Origin of the sequence: Pseudomonas sp. B28(2017), from assembly GCF_002113025.1 — a bacterium.
In the GTDB taxonomy this organism is placed as follows: domain Bacteria; phylum Pseudomonadota; class Gammaproteobacteria; order Pseudomonadales; family Pseudomonadaceae; genus Aquipseudomonas.
The window spans coordinates 925,556-946,227 of record NZ_NEJH01000002.1 but is presented as its reverse complement, the minus strand read 5'-3'; the positions used below and the strand labels follow the sequence as shown (position 1 = coordinate 946,227).

Below are 20,672 nucleotides of genomic sequence, written 5' to 3'. Positions count from 1 at the left end.
CTTATCGAGTCCCGTCGTCGCGCTTATCTGGCCGCCATGCAGGTGGTCAACTGGCTGCCGCGCACCGAATTGCCCTTTGCTGCGCCGTCGCGGCCCGAACTGCTGGAGACGCCCGAGCCGGCTGCGCTCGTGCCTGTCGTGCCGGCTGTTGTGGCTGAAACGCCCGTAGCGCCGGTGGTCAAACCGGCCGAGCGGGCGAAGATCGAGGTGCCGCGGCCATCGCAGGCAAGCACGCGCACCGGTGCAAAACCGCTGGAAGAGGCCGAAGAGGCGCCCGTGGTGGTCAAGGCGCCGATCGTGCCGCCCCCGCGTTTCGCCCTGCAATTGCTGCGGGCCGGGCGCTGCTTGCTGCTGGTGGAGTTACCCACAGGCGAATCCTTCCAGACCCGCGATCCTGCCTACCTGTTGCTCAAGGACATGCTGCGCGCCGCCGGTCTGCCGGACAGCCCGCAGATCGTCGGGGAGCCGGTACGCTGGCCGTTGCTGGTGCGTGGCACGATGGATCAGGGACCGGAAGCCGCGAGGGACTTCGTACAGGGTTTCCTTTCTGTGCGGATGGAAGAAACGCCATGCGCTTGCTTGTGGCTGATTGGCCTGCCCGCGGTGCGGTTTGCCGGTGAAGCGGATGCCGGGGCGTTCAATCGCGAGTTGCAGATCGAGGGACTGGGCACGGCCTGGGCGGTACCGGGCCTGGAATTGTTAATGGAAGAGCCACAGCGTAAGGCTGATGTGTGGCAAGCCATGCGTCGGCTGATGGCGCGCTGGAAAGAATCGAATGAGTGACGCTGTATCGTTTCGCCCGATGACCGAGGCTGACCTGGAAGCTGTACTGAAAATCGAATACGCGGCCTACAGCCATCCGTGGACTCGCGGGATTTTCCTCGATGGCCTGGGCAAGTATCAGATCTGGCTGATGTTCGAAGGTCAGCAACAGGTAGGCCACGGCGTGGTGCAGATCATCCTCGACGAGGCGCACCTGCTGAACATTACGGTCAAGCCGGAAAACCAGGGTCGTGGCCTGGGGCTGACTTTGCTTGAGCATTTGATGTCGATTGCCTACAAGGCCGACGCCCGGGAGTGTTTCCTGGAGGTGCGCGACAGCAATACCGCGGCGTTCAAGCTGTACGAACGTTATGGCTTCAACGAAATCGGCCGGCGGCGGGATTACTACCCGGCGGTTGGGGGGCGCGAAGATGCGGTGGTCATGGCCTGCACTTTGGTCGATTGAGGTCAAAAAGCTTCGGCTTGCCCGCGAAGGCGTTGTTGCTGACGACAACGATCAACGCTTCCTGTCGATCGGATCCCGCCGCGCCAGTTCCGCCTCATCCAGGCCATACCCGCCACCGATATCGTCCTTGTCGACGATGCTCAGGTCCCAATCCGCGCGGTTATCACTACCCGCCTCATGGGCATCCCGGGCGCCGTCTTCACGGATCAGGGTTTCCGGGCTCAAGTCATCGTCCGTAGGTTGATGGTCGTCGGTCGAGGCGCCGGTCAGGCCCGCTTCACGTACGCGCCGGCGTGGCATCAGTTGCTCGCGCTCCTCGTCCGGCAGTTCGTCACCGATTCTGGCGCCGGGTTCTTCGTCGTCGAAATTCAGTTCATGCACCGAGCCCATGCGGTCTTCGTTATCATCGATGGGCTCCGGTTGCACCGCATCGTATGGACGTCGTGAATCAGTCATGGCAATTCCTCATACTGTGGGCCTTACTAGGGTTGACTCACCGGACACACGAGAATTCCAACGAAAACACTTGCGATTCTGGCGTGACCCCGACGGGCGGTCGGCTGTCAAAGCAGCGCATCTTTCTTGAGGCCTTACAGCATGCACGACTTACAAGACCTGATTGATAACAACGAGCGTTGGGCTGACGCGATCACCAAGGAAGACCCGGATTTCTTCGCCAAACTGGCCCGCCAGCAAACGCCTGAGTATCTGTGGATCGGCTGTTCCGATGCCCGGGTGCCGGCCAACGAGATCGTCGGCATGCTACCGGGCGATCTGTTCGTACACCGTAATGTGGCCAACGTCGTGCTGCACACCGACCTTAACTGCCTGTCGGTGATTCAGTACGCAGTCGACGTACTCAAGGTCAAACACATCCTCGTCACCGGCCACTACGGCTGCGGCGGCGTGCGCGCCTCGATGCAGGATCGCCAGTTTGGCCTGATCGACGGCTGGCTGCGTTCGATTCGCGATCTCTACTACGAGAAGCGCGAAGAACTCGCCAAACTGGCCACCGAAGAGGAACAGGTCGACCGCCTCTGCGAACTCAACGTGATTCAGCAAGTGGCCAACGTCGCCCATACCAGCATTGTGCAAAATGCCTGGCACCGCGGGCAGAGCCTGTCGATCCACGGTTGCATCTACGGCATCAAGGACGGTCGCTGGAAAAGCCTGAACACCACCATCAGTGGCTTCGAGCAATTGCCGCCGCAGTACCGTCTGCGTCCGCTCGGTTCGCAATAAAGCCCGTCAATCGTGGCTTCGCCGACGCCAGTGTTGCAGAAACGCCTGGCCGTCGGCGTTCGGCGATTCGTCGTAGCCGGTAATCCAGCCACGGCAATCGTATGAGCCGCACTGGCAGGCGAACTGGCGTTGCAGTTTGTCTTCGGTGGTGGCGAAATCCATGGTCAGCCAGTCACCTTTGCTGATGTCCTTCAGCGCCCATAACCACAACTCGCTCATGTCGAGAAAGACATTGGGGTCGCAGGAGTGTCGCAGCAGTCCGCAGAAGCGCGGATCATAGACATGCACGCCCGGCGCGAGCTGGCGGGTATGGCGGCGGCGATAGGGCAGCAAATGCCCCGACGCCCGACAGATACGCGTGATTCGCGGGAATTCGCGTCGTGCGGCAATGGCTGTGGCCTGTCCGTTGGCGTTTGCAATGATTTCGAAGTCGGCCAGGGACGGAAATCCCAGGCGAACGGGCAGCTCCGAAAAGGGGTAAATACCTTGCGGAGGATGTGGTTGTTTTCCTTGAAGGGTATGAGCACTCATAACGATCCTTGTCGGCTGGGTGCTGCAACTTCCACCGGCTGACGATCCTGTCAGTGCTGCAGCACGTGGGTACGGCCCAAGCCTCTCGCAGATATCGCGAGCAGTCTACTGTCATAACTGACAGGTCGACTGCCCGCAATCGGTTTATAACGGTGGAACAGGCAGGGCGGTGGCTGGAGCTGGCGCCTTGAGCTGTTTGAGCTGCAATTGAATCGTCGCCGTCGAACATTTGGCTGCTGCCTGGCCAGGCGTCAGGTTGCGGATCGAGGTGTAGAACAGCTGGCAGGTTTTTTCTTTCTCGGCCACTTGCCAGGTTTGAGTGCAGGTTTTCAGCTCGACATCAGCATTACTGTCCGGTTGGCGGCCCATGACGGCCTGCCAGCACGCGGCGCTCAAATCCTGGCCCATGACTTTCAGGCCCGCTGCATCGGCCTTGGCCTTGGCATCGTTGCCGGAATAGTTCGCCGGGTCGGCGGCGTACCAGATGTAGCTCGGGTGGTTGGAACCCAGCACCCGCACTTTCATCCCGTCACTCGGGCTGATTGTCGCCAGGCCCAGCACGTTCACGGTCGAGCCGTATTGTTGTTTGATCCAGTTACGCACCGGTGCGCCGAAGGCGACCATCGGCAATGTTTCACCGCCGGGGTGCAGGCTGACATTCTTGACCATGGTGGTCTGGTAGTCGTTGAAGTAGCTGTAGACGCCCTCCAGGTCTTTGCCTGCATTGGATGGGGCGGCGATGGGGGCGATGTCGACAATGGTCTGAAAGCCTGGCGTCTGCTCGGCCGGGATGCCATTGGCAGTGAGCAGCGTGGCCCAACGATCCGTAGTGGCGGACTTCAGGTAATCCTGGGCCTGAGTCAACGAATAGTCGGGCGGGAAGTGCAGCAGCTCGACGCTTTTGCGGTTCTCCAGGGCCATGCCCAGCGGCAGGAACAGGTACCAGCTATACGCCCACTTGCCGTCGGCATTCAGTTTGCTGGCTCCGTTATAGGCCAGGTCACCGGCATCGAGCAGTGCCGCCAAAGGTTTTTCATAGCCGTTGGGCACGCCGATGATTTCTGCGTGAAGCTGACCATTGTCGGTTTTGACCAGAACCTTCGCGTCGCCGTAGCCATCGCGCTGCACGCTCTGGGTCAGGTAATGCTCGACGGTTTGCTCAAGCGTCCAGTTGCGAAAGCAGATCACGTTGCAATTGTTGGGGTAGGCGAAGAGGCGGGTAACGCGTTCGGTAGTGCCCAGCTTCAAATTGGCATCGGCGTGGGCGGTGGTGCTCAGGGTAAGGGCTGCGAGGGTGAGTGCCGCGAGTTTGAACATGCTCAGATCCTTTTCAGCGTATTAAGACCAGCAGATACTGAAACAGACGGGGCGGAACAAAAAGGGCCGATTTCAATATCGGCCCTTTTTCATGGTTACGGCATTACCGGCGGCAAATACGCCAGCGTCGTCCCCAGTGCCCACAACAACACTAGCACCAGTGGCGTGTGCACCAGCAACTGCACGAAGGAAAAACCGATCAGGTCCCGTGCCTTCAACCCCAGCACGCCCAGCAGCGGCAGCATGTAGAACGGGTTGATCAGGTTCGGCAAGGCTTCGGCGGCGTTGTAGATCTGCACGGCCCAACCCAGGTGATAGTTCAGGTCATTGGCCACCTGCATCACGTACGGCGCTTCGATGATCCACTTGCCGCCACCGGACGGAATGAAGAAACCGAGAATCGCCGAGTACACGCCCATCAGCAGGGCATAAGTGTCGTGGGAGGCAATGCTGACGAAAAAGGTCGAGATGTGGTGTGCCAAAGTCTGTGCATCGGCGCCTTTGACCGTGGTCATCAGTGCGGCGATCGAACCGTATAGCGGGAACTGGATCAGCACGCCGGTGGTGGTCGGCACCGCACGGGATACGGCATCCAGAAAGCTGCGCGGACGCCAGTGCAACAGGGCCCCCAGCATGATGAACAGGAAGTTGTAGGTGTTCAGCCCGGAAATCGCACTGATCGCCGGTTTGGTCGAGAACTCGTGAAACAGCCAGCCACCGGCCAGCAGCACCAGCAGGATCATCAGCAGCGGGCTGTATTCCAGCCATTCGCCGGGGCGGGTGCGTGGTTGCAGCGGCGGCAAGTTGAAGCTCGGGTCGACGCCACAGGCCTTGGCGTCACGCGCCGAATTCGGGCCGGGGGCGGTCGCGTAGGCAATGATCAGCGAGATCACGATCAAGGCCAGCAACATCACGCCGGACTGCCAGAGAAAGATCGTCTGGGTGAATGGAATCACCCCGGTGATCGACAGAATCGATGGCGGCAGGCTCGCCGGGTTGGCCTGCAACTGTGCCGCGGACGACGACAGGCCCAATGCCCACACGGCACCGAGACCCAGATAGGCGGCGGCACCGGCGGCGCGATAGTCCATTTTCAGATCGGTACGACGGGCGAGGGCGCGCACCAGCAGGCCGCCGAAGACAAGCGACAGTCCCCAGTTCAGCAGCGACGCGACCATGGAAATCAGGGCGACCCAGGCCACGGCAGAGCGACCGTTTTTCGGGATTTTCGCCAGGCGATCGATCAGCTTTACCGCTGGCGGCGAACTGGCGACCACATAACCGCCGATCACCACGAAGGCCATCTGCATGGTGAAGGGGATCAGGCTCCAGAAGCCATCACCAAAGGCCATGGCGGCGTCGGTGGGTTTGGCTCCCATCGCCATGGTGGCCAGGGCCACGATAATCACCGCCAGGGCGGCAAACACCCAGGAGTCGGGGAACCAGCGTTCGGCAAAACTTGAGCAGTGCAGGGCAAAGCGGGCGGAGCGGCTATCTTCGATCTTGGCGGCCACGGAGGGTACCTCGGATTTTTATGTTTGTTGTGGTCTTCGGGGCGGCAACGGCCCGTCTGGACAGGCGCCAACATTAATTCAAGCCGAGGATTTTTGTGGGGCTGTTTCGTGGCTATGGGACTTTGGTCTAACGGGTTGTCCGCCGGTGCATTTGCGTAGACCATGGGCGTCTTGGTTTTTGCCTGTGCCAGAGTTCTTTTCATGACTAACACCGATTCGCGCCCGGCGCCGTTCAGCCGCTCGGACTACAAGACCCTGGGGCTCGCTGCCCTCGGCGGGGCACTGGAAATCTACGACTTCATCATCTTCGTGTTTTTCGCCCTGACCCTCAGTCAGTTGTTCTTCCCGCCGGAAATGCCCGAGTGGCTGCGCCTGCTGCAAAGCTTCGGGATCTTCGTCACCGGTTATCTGGCTCGGCCGTTGGGTGGCATACTGATGGCACATTTCGCCGACCGTCTGGGGCGCAAGAAAGTCTTCAGCCTGAGCATCCTGATGATGGCGTTGCCCTGCCTGCTGATCGGGATCATGCCGACCTACGCGCAAATCGGCTATTTCGCACCGTTGCTGCTGTTGGCCCTGCGCATCCTCCAAGGTGCGGCGGTGGGCGGTGAGGTGCCCAGTGCCTGGGTATTCGTCGCAGAGCACGCGCCCATCGCCCATCGCGGCTATGCCTTGGGCTTCCTGCAAGCAGGGCTGACCTTCGGTTACCTCATCGGTGCGTTGACCGCGACCTTCCTGGCGCAGGCATTCACTCCAGCGGAAATTCTCGATTACGCCTGGCGTTACCCGTTCCTGCTCGGCGGCGTGTTTGGGGTGATTGGCGTGTGGCTGCGCCGCTGGCTCAACGAAACCCCGGTGTTCATGGCCATGCAGGCGCAACGCGAGGCGGTCGGCGAACTGCCGCTGCGCACGGTCTTGCGCGAGCATCGCCTGGCCATTTTGCCGGCGATGATGCTCACCTGTGTGCTGACCTCGGCCGTGGTGGTGTTCGTGGTCATCACCCCGACCATGATGCAGAAAGTCTTTGGCATGAGCGCCAGCCATACCTTCGCCTTGAGCGCGCTGGGCATCGTGTTCCTGAACATCGGCTGCGTGCTCGCCGGGTTGCTGGTCGACCGCATCGGCGCCTGGCGCACGGTGATGCTCTATAGCCTGCTGCTGCCGCTGGGCATCGGCGTGCTGTATGCCTGCCTGATCATGGGCGGCGACTGGATCGGCCTGGCCTATGCCGTGGCAGGGCTGGCCTGCGGGGTGGTCGGCGCGGTGCCATCGGTGATGGTCAGCCTGTTCCCGGCGCGAATTCGTGTCTCGGGCATTTCGTTCACCTACAACATTGCCTACGCCGCGTGGGCGAGCATCACACCGCTGTTATTGATCGGTCTGATGCCGTGGAGTCCATGGATCTGTGTGATGTTCAGTGCGGTGATGGGCGCGGTGGGCGTAGGCAGTGCGGCGTACTTCGGTGCGCGGATACCGAGAGTCGCAGGCTGTTCTGCCGCTGGCGCGCATTGATCGGGCATGTCGTAACAATTTTTGTAGGACAAGCCTGAAGCACGCTTAAGAAAATGTTTCCAAGGCCGATGGTTAGGCTGCATATCGCTTTCTACCCCTGTCCATCGGTGCTTTTCCATGTTCAATAAACGCTTGAAGCAGGAGCTGTCGGCTCTTCGTGAAGAACTCTCCAGCCTCCAGCAAGTGAAGGAAAGTCTGGAAAGCGAGATGCTGGTGCTGACCCTCGACAGCGACGGGCGGGTTCAGTCGGTCAACCAGAACTTCCTTGGCGAGATGCACTACAAGAGTGTTGACCTGATCGGCCGACACATCGACGACTTCGTCCCGGATCACGTCAAATCCGATGAATTCCAGCTGCGTTTCAAGAACGCGCTGACCCGTGGCGAGCACTTTGCTGGTGCTGTGCGCCTGTTGCGCGGTACGGGCCAGGAAGCGTGGTTGCGGTCGATCCTGCAACCGGTGCGCTCGGCAGATGGGCGGATCAGGCATTTTTCGATCTTCTCCAGCGACCTGACCCGCACCATCGAGGCCTCCCGCGAACACGAGAACCTGATCGGCGCACTGGTTCGCTCCACGGCAGTGATCGAATTCGACCTAAACGGCAACGTGCTGACCGCCAACGACCGCTTTCTCAGTGTCATGGGTTACAGTCTGGCGCAGATCAAGGGCAAGCATCACCGCACCTTTTGCCTGCCGGATGAGTACAACAGTGCCGAGTACCAGAACTTCTGGCGTCGCTTGAACACGGGTGAATACGTCGCCGACCGTTTCAAACGTGTCGACAGCCATGGTCGTACGGTCTGGCTGGAGGCGTCCTACAACCCGGTGACCGATGCCAACAACAATCTCTACAAAGTGGTGAAGTTCGCCACGGTGATTACCGATCAGGTCAATCAGGAGCAAGCCGTCGCTGAAGCGGCCAACATCGCCTACAGCACCTCGCAGCAAACCGACCAAAGCGCCCAGCGCGGCAACACCGTGGTGACCCAGGCCGTGGACGTGATGCGTGACCTGGCCAGGCATATGCAAACCGCCGGCGATGGCATCGAAGCCTTAAACGAGCAGTCGCTGGTGATTGGGACCATCGTCAAGACCATCAGTGGCATCGCCGAGCAGACCAATCTGCTGGCGCTCAACGCGGCCATCGAAGCGGCGCGTGCGGGCGAACAGGGGCGGGGCTTCGCCGTGGTGGCGGACGAAGTCCGGCAACTGGCTTCGCGGACCAGCCAGGCCACTGACGAAATTGTCCTCGTGGTGCGGCAGAACCAGGACATGGCGCGCAACGCCGTGGCGCTGATGGCCGATGGCAAGCTTCAGGCCGAACAGGGCCTGGCGCTGGCGGCGGAAGCAGGTACGGTGATTGTCGAGATCCAGGACGGTGCGCAGAAAGTGGTCAATGCGGTGGGGCAGTTTGCCAATCAGCTGGCGAGTTGAGTCCAGCGTTCAGCTCGAAGCTTGAAAAGATCGCCATCGGCGATCTTTTCATTTCAGCTCGTTTTATCCCGTTACAATCGGCTCATTTCCCTCAGGAGCAAACGTCCATGAGCGTTTCCCACCGCCGCCCGGTTCCCTTGCCCAAGGCTTATCGTCTGCTCAATCACGGCCCGACCGTGCTGGTCAGCGCAGCCCACGGTGGTCAGCGCAATATCATGGCAGCGGCCTGGGCCATGCCGCTGGATTTCGAACCGCCGAAAATTGCCGTGGTGCTGGACAAGTCCACCTGGACGCGCCAATTGCTGGAAGCCTCGGGCACATTTGTGCTGAACGTTCCTTGTGCTGCCCAGGCCGATATTGTGCAAACCGTCGGTTCGACCTCCGGCCTGGAGCTGACCCAGGGCCAGGGGCGCGACAAGTTTGAAACCTATGACCTGCAGACGTTCGCCGGCCAGGCGGTCGATGCGCCGATGCTTGAAGGCTGCGTGGCCTGGCTGGAATGTCGCCTGTTGCCGGAGCCGAACAATCACCAGCAGTACGATCTGTTCCTGGCCGAAGTGATTGCCGCCCAGGCCGACGAGCGCGTGTTCAGCGAAGGCCGCTGGCACTTCGAAGGGCAAGATGCCTTGCGCACCTTGCACCATGTGGCCGGCGGGCACTTCTTGACCATTGGTGATCCGGTGGACGGCAAGACCTTGCAGGCGTGAGGTTTCGACTATTCAAGTTGCAAGCACATTCACCAAGAGGCCAGGCGATGAGAAAACTGCGTGTAGGGATAATCTTTGGCGGGCGCTCGGCAGAGCACGAAGTGTCGCTGCAATCGGCGAAAAACATCGTCGATGCGCTGGATCGTTCACGCTTCGAACCTGTGCTGATCGGCATCGACAAACAAGGCCACTGGCACCTGAATGATCCTTCGAATTTTTTGCTGAATCAGGAAAATCCGGCGCTGATCGCCCTCAACCAGTCCAATCGCGAACTGGCTGTGGTGCCGGGTAAGGCCAGCCAGCAACTGGTGGAAACTTCCAGCCAGGAAATGCTCGGCCACGTCGATGTGATCTTCCCGATTGTCCACGGCACTCTCGGTGAAGATGGTTGCCTGCAAGGCTTGCTGCGCATGGCCGATTTGCCGTTTGTCGGCTCCGATGTACTCGGCTCGGCCGTCTGCATGGACAAGGACATCAGCAAGCGCCTGCTGCGCGATGCCGGCCTGGCCGTGACGCCGTTCGTGACATTGACCCGCGCCACGGCGGCGCGTACCGGGTTTGCGGAGGTGCGGGGCAAGTTGGGTTTGCCGCTGTTCGTCAAACCGGCGAATCAGGGCTCATCCGTGGGCGTGAGCAAGGTCACCGACGAGGTCGAATACACCGCTGCGGTGGAACTGGCGTTAAGTTTCGATACCAAGGTGTTGATCGAGTCTGCCGTCAGCGGCCGCGAGATTGAATGCGCGGTGCTCGGCAATGAAGAGGCCATCGCCAGTGGCTGCGGCGAGATCGTGGTGCACAGCGGGTTCTATTCCTACGACAGCAAATACATCGACGACAAGGCGGCTGAAGTGGTGGTGCCGGCCAATATCAGCGTCGAGGCAAGCGAGCGCATTCGCGCCCTGGCCGTCGAAGCGTTCCAGGTACTGGGCTGCTCGGGCCTGGCCCGCGTCGATGTGTTCCTGACCGACAACGGCGAAGTACTGATCAACGAAATCAACTCGCTGCCCGGCTTTACCCGCATCAGCATGTACCCGAAACTGTGGCAGGCCACCGGCATGACCTACAGCGAACTGGTGACGCGACTGATCGAGCTGGCGCTGGAGAAGCACCACGTTCGGCAGGGGTTGAAGATCAGTCGATAAATGCGCTGCTGATTTTCGCTTGTTCGTAAACAAAAGGGCCTACCCACCGGTAAGCCCTTTCTCGTTCCGCGTACGACTCAATCCCCCAACGCTTGTCCCTCACGCCGCGGGTCGGCGCCTCCCGTCAGCGATGCTTTCCCCTGGGCGTCCTTGACCCGGACAATCGCCTGGGTGCCGCTGGTCATGTCGATTTCGCTCACGCTATGGCCCTTGTCTTTCAGTGCCTGAATCAGCGTGGGGCTGAACTGTCCCTGTTCCAGCTCGGTCGGGCCGTTGCGGCTGCCGAAGTTGGGCAGGTTGATGGCGGCTTGCGCGTCGAGGCTCCAGTCGAGCAGGCCGATGGTGGATTTGGCGACGTATTCGATGATTTGCGAGCCACCGGGGGAGCCGACAGTGGCGAGGAATTCGCCGCTCTGGCGGTCGAAGATCAGGGTTGGGGCCATGGATGAGCGCGGGCGTTTGCCGGGTTCGACGCGGTTGGCGACTTTCTGCCCGTTCTCCTCGGGAATGAACGAGAAGTCGGTCATCTCGTTGTTGAGCATGAATCCCTGAACCATGATGTGGGAGCCAAACGCCGACTCGATGGTGGTGGTCATCGACACGGCGCCGCCTGCGTCATCGACGGCCACCACTTGCGAGGTGGAAATCCGCAGTGGCGAGCGGTCCGGCGCGTAGGCCACCTGAATCCCCGGCGGGGTGCCGGGCTTGGCCGTGCCCATGCTGCGTTCGCCGATCAGGGCGGCGCGGCTGGCGAGGTAGGCCGAGTCCACCAGGCCCTTGACCGGCACGTGCACGAAGTCGGTATCGGCTACGTACTGTGCGCGGTCGGCGTAGGCCAGGCGTTCGGCTTCCGAGATCAGGTGCACGGCTTGCGGGGCGGGTTCGATGCCGGCTGGGGCCGTGGTCTTGACCGGTTTCAGCGGTGCCAGCGCCAGGCGCTTGTCGCGAGTCTCCAGGGCTTGCAACGTGCCGAGAATCTGCGCCACGGCGATTCCGCCTGACGACGGTGGCGGCATGCCGCAAACTTGCCAGCGCTTGTAGTCGGTACACAGTGGTGCGCGTTCCTTGGCCTGGTAGTGGGCGAGGTCGCTCAGGGACAGGCTGCCGGGGTTGGCGTGGCCTTGAACTTTGGCCGCTATTTCCTCGGCGACCGGGCCTTTGTACAGGGCATCGGGACCTTCATGGGCGATGCGTTTGAACACGGCGGCCAGCGCCGGGTTCTTCAGGTTTGTGCCGACGGCTTTCGGGCTGCCATCGGCATTACGGAAGTACGCCATCATTTCCGGTGAGCGCGGCATGGACGAATCCGCGGCGATCAACTGGTGCAGGCGTGGCGAAATGGCAAAGCCTTGCTCGGCGAGCTGGATGGCGGGTTCAAACAGCTGCGCCCAGGGCAGGCGCCCATGTTTTTGATGGGCCAGTTCGAGGGCGCGCAGTACGCCCGGCGTGCCTACCGAGCGACCACCGATCTGTGCCTGGGTGAACCCCATCGGTTGCCCGTTGGCTTGCAGGAAAAGCTTCTCGGTAGCGCCGGACGGGGCGGTTTCACGGCCGTCGTAGGTGCGCACGGCCTTGCCATCCCAGAGTACGATCAATGCGCCGCCGCCGATGCCCGAGGACTGTGGTTCGACCAGCGTCAGCACGGCTTGCATCGCAATCGCGGCATCGATGGCCGAGCCGCCCCGGCGCAGCATTTCCCGCCCGGCTTCGGCTGCCAGCGGGTTGGCCGCCGCTGCCATGTATTTGTCGGCGTGCTGGGTGCGCAGGTCGGTGCGGAACCCGGAAGCGCTTTCCGGAGCGAGCGGTAATGTCGGCACCGAAGCGTTGTGGCACGCGGCCAGGGTCAAGGTACTTGCCAGTAGAACCAGAGCTGGCAGGCGATAGCGGCGCAAAGGGAAGGCTGAAAACACGTGGGGCACTCCGTCCGTTGGATCTACGAACAGTGGACTGTATCGGCCGACCGGAAGGGACGCAAACCAGGTCCCGCAGGACTGACGTTTTTGTCCTTCATCAATGGCAGGATTTTCTGTAGGGTCGTTGCCAACAGGCAGTCCAGAAAATCAACAAGAGGCAGACATGCAAACCGAGTTCCCCACCCAGCCCGGCTATCACACCCAGCGTGAACAGTTCCTGGCCGCAGCAACCACGGCAGGCGCGACGCTGACGGAATATCCACACCCGCTCAAAGGACCGTTCGGCGAATCGCTGAGTACCGATGTGGCGGTATTGGGTGATCCGGGCGCCAAGCGCCTGTTGATTGCGCTGAGCGGCACCCATGGGGTTGAAGGCTTCTATGGCTCGGGGTGCCAGATCAAATGGCTGCAGGAGTTGGGCAAACGCTCCCTGCCAGCGGATGTCGCCGTGGTCATGATCCACGCCATCAACCCTTGGGGCATGGCGTGGTTGCGTCGGGTCAACGAAGACAACATCGACCTGAACCGCAATCACCTGAACTTTCAGCGTCCGCTGCCAGACAACCAGGCGTACAACGCCCTGCATGAAATATATGCCTGCCCGCAGTTGCACGGCCCGCAGCGTGAGCGTGCCGATGCCTTGCTCGACGAGCAGATTCGCCTGCATGGCTGGCCGGCGGTGATGTCGATTGTCGAGGGCGGTCAGCACGCTCATCCCGATGGCCTGTTTTACGGCGGGCTGGCGCCGAGCTGGTCGAACCGCACGTTGCACCGGATCGTGCAAAAGCACGTGAGTCATGCCGAGGTTGCCATGTGTTTCGACTTGCACACCGGCGCGGGCGAGTACGGTCATCCGATGTTGCTGACCATCACCGAGTCGGCCTATCCGGCGCTGCCGGATGCGCAGGCGATTTACGGCCCGTGGCTCTACAGTCTGCAAACCGGCGCCGAGACTGTCAGCGAAACCGGCGTGGCCGCGACAGCCACCGGCTACACCTCGCAGGCGTTGATCGATGCGTTGCCGCAGGTACGGCTGATGCCTTTCGTCATCGAGTGCGGGACCTATCCGGGGCCAGATGTTCACCGGCATCTGCGTGATGACCACTGGCTGCATTTGCATGGCAACCCGAGTGACGCAACGGGGCGCGGGATCAAGTTGAATCTGCTGGAGCAGTTCTATCCGGCGGATAGCGATTGGCAGGCGATGGTCTGGTTGCGCACATGGCAGATCTGGGAACGGGCGTTGTCTGCATTGCCGACCATTGGTGTCTGATCGACGCGCGCATGCGGTTGAGGATTTCCTGCAACCGCAGCGTATTTTTTCAAGGCATAAAAAAACGGCCTACCTTTCGGTAAGCCGTTTTTAGTACTTGGTGGCTACACAGGGACTTGAACCCCGGACCCCAGCATTATGAATGCTATGCTCTAACCAACTGAGCTATGTAGCCAAGTGGCGCGCATTATTCACCGGTAACGGGGATGCGTCAAGCACAAATCTAAAATATTTCTCTGCGCTTTCAACCGTTTATCAACTCTTTATCTAAATCGGGCCTCTGAGCAGCGGTGAAGGGCAGCGCTGGAACCAGCGGCTGGCCTGTTCGTACGCGTGGGCCAGTTGCAGGACAGCGAAGTCGGCCTGGTGTCTGCCGATGATTTGCAGGCCCATGGGCAGGCCGCTGGCGTTGAAACCGACCTGTACGTTAGCCACCGGGCAGCCGGACAGGGTGCCGGGAATCACTACCTCCATCCAGCGGTGATAGGTGTCCATGCTCACGCCTTCGATGGAGGCGGGCCAGGGTTGGGTTTTATCGAACGGGAATACCTGGGCGCTCGGCAGCAGCAGGTAGTCGTATTTTTCGAACAGCCTGGAAATCGCCCGATACCAGTCACTGCGCATCACCGACGCGGCAAACACGTCAGTGGCCGAGAGTTTCAGGCCGTTTTCGACTTCCCAGCAGGCTTCCGGTTTCAACAGTGCACGCTTTTGCGGGTCGGCATAGGTCGCGCCCAACGAGCCGGCAACCATCCAGTGACGCAATGTCCGCCAACTGCTCCAGAGCTTCTCTGGCGCGAATTCCGGCCGTACGGGCTCGACATGGCAACCCAGGCTTTCGAAATCGGCAAAGGCCTTTTCGCACAGCGAGAGGATGCCTTTTTCCATCGGCAGGTAGCCGTTGAAGTCGCCGAGCCAGCCCAGGCGAGTGCCTTTGAAGTCCCGCTCCAGCGGTGCCGCAAATGCACTGCCGGACTCGGCAATTGACAGCGGCGCTCGCGCATCGGCCCCGGCCTGCACCGACAGCAGCAACGCCGCATCGCGCACGCTGCGCGCCATGGGGCCTTCGTAGCCGAGCTGGTCGATAAACAGGTCGGCACTGTCATCGAAGGGCACGCGGCCCTGGGACGGACGGAAGCCGAAGATGTTGTTGAACGCGGCCGGGTTGCGCAGCGAGCCCATCATGTCGCTGCCATCGGCCACCGGCACCAGATGCATGGCCAGCGCTGCCGCCGCGCCGCCGCTGCTGCCACCAGCGGTCTTGCTTGGGTCGTAGGCGCAACCGGTCGCGCCGAACAGCGGGTTATAGCTTTGCGAGCCGAGGCCGAATTCCGGGGTGTTGCTCTTGCCGATGATGATCGCGCCGGCGGCCTTGATCCGCTCGACCATGATGCCGTCGCGCTCGGGGATGAAGTCCTTGTACAGCGGCGAACCCAGCGTGGTGCGGATGCCACGGGTCAGGGACAGGTCCTTGATGGCATGGGGCAGGCCGTGCATCCAGCCACGGTATTGGCCGCTGGCCAGTTCCGCGTCGCGGATATCCGCCTGGGCCAGCAGGTCTTCCGGCGCTTGCAGGCTCACCAGTGCATTGACCTGCGGATTGAAGCGTTCGATATGGGCAAGATAAGTCTGCATCACTTCCCGGCAGGAAACCTGGCGCAGGCGGATGCGTTCGGCGAGCTCATGGGCCTGCAGCAGGACCAGTTCGCTGATGTTATTAGAGTTCATTGCAAGCGGCCTTTCAGACGGCTGGAAAAACGCCCCGCCATTGCGTCGGGGCGGTAGCGATCAACGCATCAGGTTGGTCCAGAGACGGTCGGCCAGGCGGATCGCGCCTTCGCCGCAGGTCTTGCTGAACACCACCGGAGTGCCATCGGGAATGTGCAGTTCCGGCGCATCCTTGAGGCCCGCGTCGAGGAACGGCTCCACCCCCTTGATCGGGCTCTGGTGCTTGAGGAAGTTCTGGGTCATCGCCGCGTTTTCAGGCTGACTGAGGAACGCGATGAATGCCTTGGCATTCGCCGGGTTCTTGCTCCCGGTCGGGATGACCATGTTGTCGACCCAGGCCAGTACGCCTTCTTTCGGGTACAGGTAGTTCAGGCTCGGTTTCATTTCCCGGGCGCGCATCGACGAACCACCCCAGAAGGTCGACATGTCGATCTCACCGGACGCCAGGTTTTCGCGGATCGAGCCTGCCTTGGAACTGTAGGTTTTGACGAACGGCTTCTGCGCCTTGAGCAGGGTCAGAATCTGCTGCATCTGCTTCGGATCTTCACTGCACAGCGGAATGTTCAAGTACAGGCTGGCCATGTCCACCACATCGCTGACCGAGTCGAACATGTTTATTCGCCCTTGCAGCTCGGCCGGTGGCTCGTAAAGCACCTTGAGGCTGTCGGCAGGGCCCTTGTAGCGCTCTGTGTTGAGCACCACGCTGGTGGTGCCCCAGATGAACGGCACGGAATAGGCGCCTTCCGGGTCCCAGGTGGGTTTTTTCAGGTTGTCGACGACGCCGGCATAGTAGGGCTCGTTGACCGGGTCGAAGCGCTCCAGCAGCTTTTCCTTGATCAGGATCGGAATGAACTGGTGGGACGGGATCGCCACGTCGTAACCGGCACCGCCCTGTTTCAATTTGGCCAGCAGGGTTTCGTTGGAGTCGTAGGAATCGACGGTAACTTCAATGCCGGTCTGCTTCTGGAATTTGCTGAGAATTTCCGGCGAAAAGTAACCGCTCCAGCTCACCACGTTGAGTTTTTCCGCGGCCTGAACGCTGCCGGCCATGGTCAGTGGCAAGGTCAGGAACAACGACGTACCGATGCTTTTAATCCACTTGCTCATGCTATTTCCCCACAGTGCGTAGAAAGATCAGGATTTCTTTTTGCCCAGCAGATAAGAGAGGGTAACGAACAGCACCGAGACCCCCAGGATCAGGGTCGACACGGCGTTGACGTCGGGTGTCACGCCCATGCGCAACAGGCCGAAGATGAAGATCGGCAAAGTGGTGGTGCCGGCCTGGGAGACCATCATCGAGATCACGAAGTTATCCAGCGACACGATGAAGGCCAGCATCAGCCCGGAGAAAATCCCCGGCATCAGTAGCGGCAGGGTGACCTTGCGCAAGGTCCGCCAAGGGCCGGCATAGAGGTCGGCCGAGGCCTGTTCCAGGGACAGGTCCATGTCGTTCAGGCGTGCCCGTATCGGCAGAAAGGCAAACGGAATGCAGAACACCGTGTGAGCGATGATCAGGTTGCCGTAGCCCAGGGACAGACCGATGGTGGAAAACAGTGCGAGGGTGGCGACGCCGACCACGATTTCCGGCAATACCAAGGGCAGCATGATTGCGCCCATGGACAGTTGCAGGCCTTTGAACTTCGCACCCCGTGAGGTGCCGAGGGCGGCGAGGGTGGCGATGGCCGTGGCGACCATGCTGGCGCAGACCGCGATCAACAGGCTGTTGCCGGCCGCCTGGCGCAGGGCCTGGTTGGCGAAGGCGGCGCGATACCAGTCGAGGCTGAATCCGGTCCATACCGTTGCCGACTGATTGGCGTTGAACGAGAACGCCACCAGCACCACGATCGGCGCGTAGAGATACAGGTAGAACAGGAAGCTGAAACCGCCGAAACCGGGGAAGTCCTGCACGCCCAGCGTGTTGCGCTTGAACAGGCCGATCATCATGCACCTCCTTTGGCGATGCGCTGGCGTTCGGCACGCAGGGCATAGACCGTCAGAACCAACATCACCGCCGCCATCAACACCAGCGACAGGGCCGCGCCGAAGGGCCAGTTACGGGCATCGCTGAACTGCCGGAAGATCAGGTTGCCGAGCATCATTCGCGTGCCGCCGCCGAGCAATTCCGGGGCGATCATCGCGCCCAGGCAAGGCACGAAGGTGAGGATGGCGCCGGCAAGAATCCCCGGTTTGGCGATAGGCAACACCACCTTGCGCAAGGTGCGCACGCGCCCGGCGTAGAGGTCCTGGGCGGCCTCGAGCAGGCGGATGTCCATTTTTTCCAGGGTGGCGTAGATCGGCAGCACGACGAAGGGCGCATAGGTGTAGACCAGCCCCAGTAGCACTGCGCCGTCGGTGTAGAGCAGTTGCAACGGCTGATCGATGACCCCGAGACCCATCAGGCTGTTGTTGATCACTCCGGTGTTACGCAGCAGCAAAATCCACGCATAGGTGCGGATCAACAGGTTGGCCCAGAACGGCACGGTGATCAGAAAGATCAGCAAGCCTCGGCGATGGGCCGGTTGCATGGCCAGCCATACCGCGACCGGAAAACCGATCAACAGAGTGATGACGGTGGTCAGCCCGGCGATGCCGATGGAGCGCAAGGCGATGATCAGGTAGGAGTCGGCGAAGGCCAGGCTGTCGTCCAGTTGCCGTTCGAAGAGCAGCGAGGTGTAGGCGTCACTGCTGAATACCTTGTTCACCCCACCGTAGGGGTTGGCTTCCATCAGCGAGTAACCGATGACGATCAGGATCGGCACGATCAGAAACAGGCCGATGGCGATCAGCGCGGGGCTGACACCGAGAAAACTCTGGAAAGCCCGCCGACGTTCCAGGGCATTGGCAATCGGTAAAGCGTGCATGGCAATTCCTCGTGCTCAATCGTGCAGGACGCTGGCGCTACCCTGGTCAAACAACAGGCCGGCCTGGCTTCCTGGTGCGAAGCGTTTGCTCTGGTCGACGCAGTTGGGGGTGCGCACGGTGAGGCGTGAACCGTCGCTCAGGCTGACCTGGTATTGCAGGTCGGTGCCGAGGTAGATCTGCGCTTCGATCCGGCACGGTAAGGCACCGTCGGTATTGCCCGGCACCAGATGCAAACGCTCGGGACGCACGGACAACGCGACGTTGGCACCGACCCGCACATCGCTGCACGGCTGCGCAGGCAGCGGGTGACCGGCCGGGCCGGCGAACCAGGCCAGGCCATCTTCGACGCGGGTGACGGTGCCTTCGATGAAGTTGGTTTCACCGATGAAGTCCGCGACAAAACGATTGCGCGGGCGCTCGTAGATGTCTTCCGGGCGGCCGACCTGCTGCACTTCGCCTTCGGACAACACGGCGATGCGGTCGGACATGGTCAGGGCTTCTTCCTGGTCGTGGGTGACGAAGATGAAGGTGATGCCGGTGCGCGCCTGGATGGTTTTCAGCTCTTCGCGCATGGCCTGGCGCAGCTTGAGGTCCAGGGCCGAGAGCGGTTCATCGAGTAGCAAGACCTTGGGATGTGGCGCCAGTGCGCGAGCCAGGGCGACGCGCTGTTGCTGACCGCCGGAGAGTTGCGCCGGTTTGCGGTTGGCGAAACGTTCCATCTGCACCAGGGCGAGCATCTCGCGCACCCGTTCAGCCATTTGCGTTTTGTTCAGGACTTTGCCCATTGGGTGGGATTCCAGGCCGAAGGCCAGGTTCTCGGCGATGCTCATGTGCGGGAACAGTGCGTAATGCTGGAACACCGTATTGACCGGGCGCTGGAAGGGCGGGCGATCGGCGATGTTTTCGCCGTAGAGCAGAATCTCGCCTTCGGTAGGGAATTCGAACCCGGCGATCATCCGCAGGAGCGTGGTTTTACCGCAGCCCGAAGGGCCGAGAAGGGTGAAGAATTCGTTGTCGCGAATGTCCAGGTCGATGCTTTTGAGCGCCACCGGACCGGTGTGTGGATCACCGTAGACTTTGCGCACTGAGCGGATGGACACCGCCAGCGTTTGCAGCGAATGCAGGGCATTCATGCGTTACCTCCGATTCCCCCATCGCCCGCGAGTGCTGTAAACAGCTGAGCTGTCGGACCATGGATATTATTTTTCTGGGCAGGATCGAGATTGCGTTCGGGTGTAGTAACCAGCTGTTTTTTGTTCTGCTGTGGATCGATTATCAGCGAGGGGTTGCGGGGGGCGAAACTTCAATTTTAACATAGGGGTTGTTAAAAAAATTAACAGCTAAAGGCGTACAGAAACCATGCCTGACCACCGATTGCCGCCGCTCAACGCGGTGCGTGCCTTTGATGCCGCGGCCCGGTTGGGTAGCTATGTCGAAGCCTCCAAAGCCTTGCACGTGACCCAGCCTGCCATCGGCCGCCATGTGAAGTTGCTGGAGGACTGGCTGGGCATCCAACTGTTCGAGCGCACCTCTCGCGGGGTCAACCTGACGGCGGCGGGGGAGAAGTACCACCGCAAGATCAGCGCCGCCCTGCAACTGATCATCGAAGCCGGAAAAGAGGCGCAGCCCAAACACGCCGAGCGCTGGCTGCGCATCATGGTGGTACCGGGGTTCGCCAAGCGCTGGCTGATGCCACGCATCGAGGCCATGCGCCATCTGCGTCCGGGTTTGAAATTCGCCATCGAACCCAATTCGACCTTCACCGAAGTGGATGGCAAAAGCGCTGACCTGGGCATCGTCTACGGGTTGGATGGCCAGTATGCCCACTCCCGCACCAGCCTGATTTGTCCTCGGGTGTTTCCGATCTGCTCCCCCGAATATCTGGCCAGCGTCGAGCCCATCGACAGCCCTGCGGACCTGGTGAAGCACAACCTGATCCATGTCGATGACGGAGAGTGGTGGAACCTGTGGTTTGCCGCCAACGACCTCGACATGCACCTCAATTCGGACATGCTCTACGTCAACAACGACCACGCGTTGTCGGTGGCCGAGAGCGGGCAGGGCATTGCGCTGGCCAACGAAGTGCTGGTGCGCGAAGAACTCCATAGCGGCAAGCTGGTGCGGGTGGTGGACGCGCAAGTGAAGCTGGAAAGCTATCGGGTGCTCACGCCGTCCGCCGAGCTCTCGGCGGACGTGGCGTGGTTTATCGACTGGCTCAAGACCGAGCTGGAGCAGGACTTCCCGGAGGCGGTGATCCGCGCCTGAGCAG

The 20,672-nt window shown here is 61.0% G+C and carries 19 protein-coding genes, 1 tRNA gene and 1 pseudogene; 10 read left to right on the top strand and 11 right to left on the bottom strand.

What is annotated here, in order from left to right:
• The first annotated feature begins 36 nt into the window (after positions 1-36).
• Positions 37-783: an energy transducer TonB gene (locus CAF65_RS09145; protein ID WP_085715992.1), complete on the top strand. Its 747-nt coding sequence runs from the start codon at positions 37-39 to the stop codon at positions 781-783.
• Positions 776-1,228 carry a ribosomal protein S18-alanine N-acetyltransferase gene (gene rimI, locus CAF65_RS09140; RefSeq protein ID WP_007981794.1) on the top strand — a complete coding sequence of 151 codons (453 nt, stop codon included), beginning with the start codon at positions 776-778 and terminating at the stop codon, positions 1,226-1,228. Before CAF65_RS09145 ends, rimI begins: the two co-directional genes overlap by 8 nt.
• 51 nt (positions 1,229-1,279) lie before the next feature.
• Here rimI and CAF65_RS09135 read toward each other — a convergent pair whose 3' ends face one another.
• Positions 1,280-1,684 (bottom strand): serine kinase/phosphatase, encoded by a 405-nt coding sequence (locus tag CAF65_RS09135; protein WP_085715991.1) that lies wholly within the window; start codon positions 1,682-1,684, stop codon positions 1,280-1,282.
• Between the two features lie 141 nt (positions 1,685-1,825).
• On the opposite strand from CAF65_RS09135, the gene can reads away from it, so the two are divergent.
• Positions 1,826-2,470: a carbonate dehydratase gene (gene can, locus CAF65_RS09130; protein WP_085715990.1), complete on the top strand. Its 645-nt coding sequence runs from the start codon at positions 1,826-1,828 to the stop codon at positions 2,468-2,470.
• A gap of 6 nt (positions 2,471-2,476) precedes the next feature.
• Here the strand turns inward: can and CAF65_RS09125 are convergent, their stop codons facing one another.
• The 3 genes from CAF65_RS09125 to CAF65_RS09115 all read right to left on the bottom strand — a co-directional run bounded on the left by CAF65_RS09125 (position 2,477) and on the right by CAF65_RS09115 (position 5,832).
• Complete coding sequence (locus tag CAF65_RS09125; protein ID WP_085715989.1) at positions 2,477-3,001, bottom strand: lysine methyltransferase; 525 nt, start codon at positions 2,999-3,001, stop codon at positions 2,477-2,479.
• Between the two features lie 144 nt (positions 3,002-3,145).
• Positions 3,146-4,318 carry a hypothetical protein gene (locus CAF65_RS09120; RefSeq protein WP_085715988.1) on the bottom strand — a complete coding sequence of 391 codons (1,173 nt, stop codon included), beginning with the start codon at positions 4,316-4,318 and terminating at the stop codon, positions 3,146-3,148.
• Positions 4,319-4,413: 95 nt separating this feature from the next.
• Positions 4,414-5,832, bottom strand: coding sequence for a short-chain fatty acid transporter (locus CAF65_RS09115; protein WP_085715987.1), 1,419 nt, complete (start codon positions 5,830-5,832; stop codon positions 4,414-4,416).
• A gap of 201 nt (positions 5,833-6,033) precedes the next feature.
• Here CAF65_RS09115 and CAF65_RS09110 point away from each other — a divergent pair, with 201 nt between their 5' ends.
• The 5 genes and pseudogenes from CAF65_RS09110 to ddlA all read left to right on the top strand — a co-directional run bounded on the left by CAF65_RS09110 (position 6,034) and on the right by ddlA (position 10,627).
• Positions 6,034-7,344 (top strand): MFS transporter, encoded by a 1,311-nt coding sequence (locus tag CAF65_RS09110; RefSeq protein WP_256578624.1) that lies wholly within the window; start codon positions 6,034-6,036, stop codon positions 7,342-7,344.
• A gap of 117 nt (positions 7,345-7,461) precedes the next feature.
• A pseudogene (locus tag CAF65_RS29035) lies at positions 7,462-8,190 on the top strand (PAS domain-containing protein); the annotation flags it as partial.
• Positions 8,170-8,778 carry a methyl-accepting chemotaxis protein gene (locus CAF65_RS29030; protein WP_256578626.1) on the top strand — a complete coding sequence of 203 codons (609 nt, stop codon included), beginning with the start codon at positions 8,170-8,172 and terminating at the stop codon, positions 8,776-8,778. The pseudogene CAF65_RS29035 and the gene CAF65_RS29030, both read left to right, overlap by 21 nt.
• A gap of 107 nt (positions 8,779-8,885) precedes the next feature.
• Positions 8,886-9,485 (top strand): flavin reductase family protein, encoded by a 600-nt coding sequence (locus tag CAF65_RS09100; RefSeq protein WP_085715984.1) that lies wholly within the window; start codon positions 8,886-8,888, stop codon positions 9,483-9,485.
• Between the two features lie 47 nt (positions 9,486-9,532).
• The gene (gene ddlA, locus CAF65_RS09095; protein WP_085715983.1) at positions 9,533-10,627 is read left to right on the top strand and encodes a D-alanine--D-alanine ligase; all 1,095 of its coding nucleotides are present in this window, start codon (positions 9,533-9,535) and stop codon (positions 10,625-10,627) included.
• 77 nt (positions 10,628-10,704) lie between these two features.
• Here the strand turns inward: ddlA and ggt are convergent, their stop codons facing one another.
• Positions 10,705-12,537 carry a gamma-glutamyltransferase gene (gene ggt, locus CAF65_RS09090; RefSeq protein WP_085715982.1) on the bottom strand — a complete coding sequence of 611 codons (1,833 nt, stop codon included), beginning with the start codon at positions 12,535-12,537 and terminating at the stop codon, positions 10,705-10,707.
• A gap of 166 nt (positions 12,538-12,703) precedes the next feature.
• Here ggt and CAF65_RS09085 point away from each other — a divergent pair, with 166 nt between their 5' ends.
• Positions 12,704-13,813 carry a DUF2817 domain-containing protein gene (locus CAF65_RS09085; protein ID WP_085715981.1) on the top strand — a complete coding sequence of 370 codons (1,110 nt, stop codon included), beginning with the start codon at positions 12,704-12,706 and terminating at the stop codon, positions 13,811-13,813.
• Positions 13,814-13,911: 98 nt separating this feature from the next.
• Here the strand turns inward: CAF65_RS09085 and CAF65_RS09080 are convergent.
• The 6 genes from CAF65_RS09080 to CAF65_RS09055 all read right to left on the bottom strand — a co-directional run bounded on the left by CAF65_RS09080 (position 13,912) and on the right by CAF65_RS09055 (position 19,536).
• Positions 13,912-13,988 (bottom strand) — tRNA-Met (locus CAF65_RS09080).
• A gap of 92 nt (positions 13,989-14,080) precedes the next feature.
• On the bottom strand, positions 14,081-15,541 hold the full coding sequence (locus CAF65_RS09075; RefSeq protein WP_085715980.1) for an amidase: 1,461 nt from the start codon (positions 15,539-15,541) through the stop codon (positions 14,081-14,083).
• Between the two features lie 60 nt (positions 15,542-15,601).
• Positions 15,602-16,648 carry an extracellular solute-binding protein gene (locus CAF65_RS09070; RefSeq protein ID WP_085715979.1) on the bottom strand — a complete coding sequence of 349 codons (1,047 nt, stop codon included), beginning with the start codon at positions 16,646-16,648 and terminating at the stop codon, positions 15,602-15,604.
• 27 nt (positions 16,649-16,675) lie between these two features.
• On the bottom strand, positions 16,676-17,482 hold the full coding sequence (locus CAF65_RS09065) for an ABC transporter permease (RefSeq protein ID WP_371919004.1): 807 nt from the start codon (positions 17,480-17,482) through the stop codon (positions 16,676-16,678).
• Positions 17,482-18,402, bottom strand: coding sequence for an ABC transporter permease (locus CAF65_RS09060; protein ID WP_008016605.1), 921 nt, complete (start codon positions 18,400-18,402; stop codon positions 17,482-17,484). Before CAF65_RS09060 ends, CAF65_RS09065 begins: the two co-directional genes overlap by 1 nt.
• A gap of 15 nt (positions 18,403-18,417) precedes the next feature.
• On the bottom strand, positions 18,418-19,536 hold the full coding sequence (locus CAF65_RS09055) for an ABC transporter ATP-binding protein (RefSeq protein WP_085715977.1): 1,119 nt from the start codon (positions 19,534-19,536) through the stop codon (positions 18,418-18,420).
• A 226-nt stretch (positions 19,537-19,762) separates the two neighbouring features.
• Between CAF65_RS09055 and CAF65_RS09050 the strand changes: the two genes are divergently transcribed.
• Entirely contained in the window at positions 19,763-20,668 is a 906-nt protein-coding gene (locus CAF65_RS09050; protein WP_085715976.1) for a LysR substrate-binding domain-containing protein, read from the top strand.
• Positions 20,669-20,672: the final 4 nt, after the last annotated feature.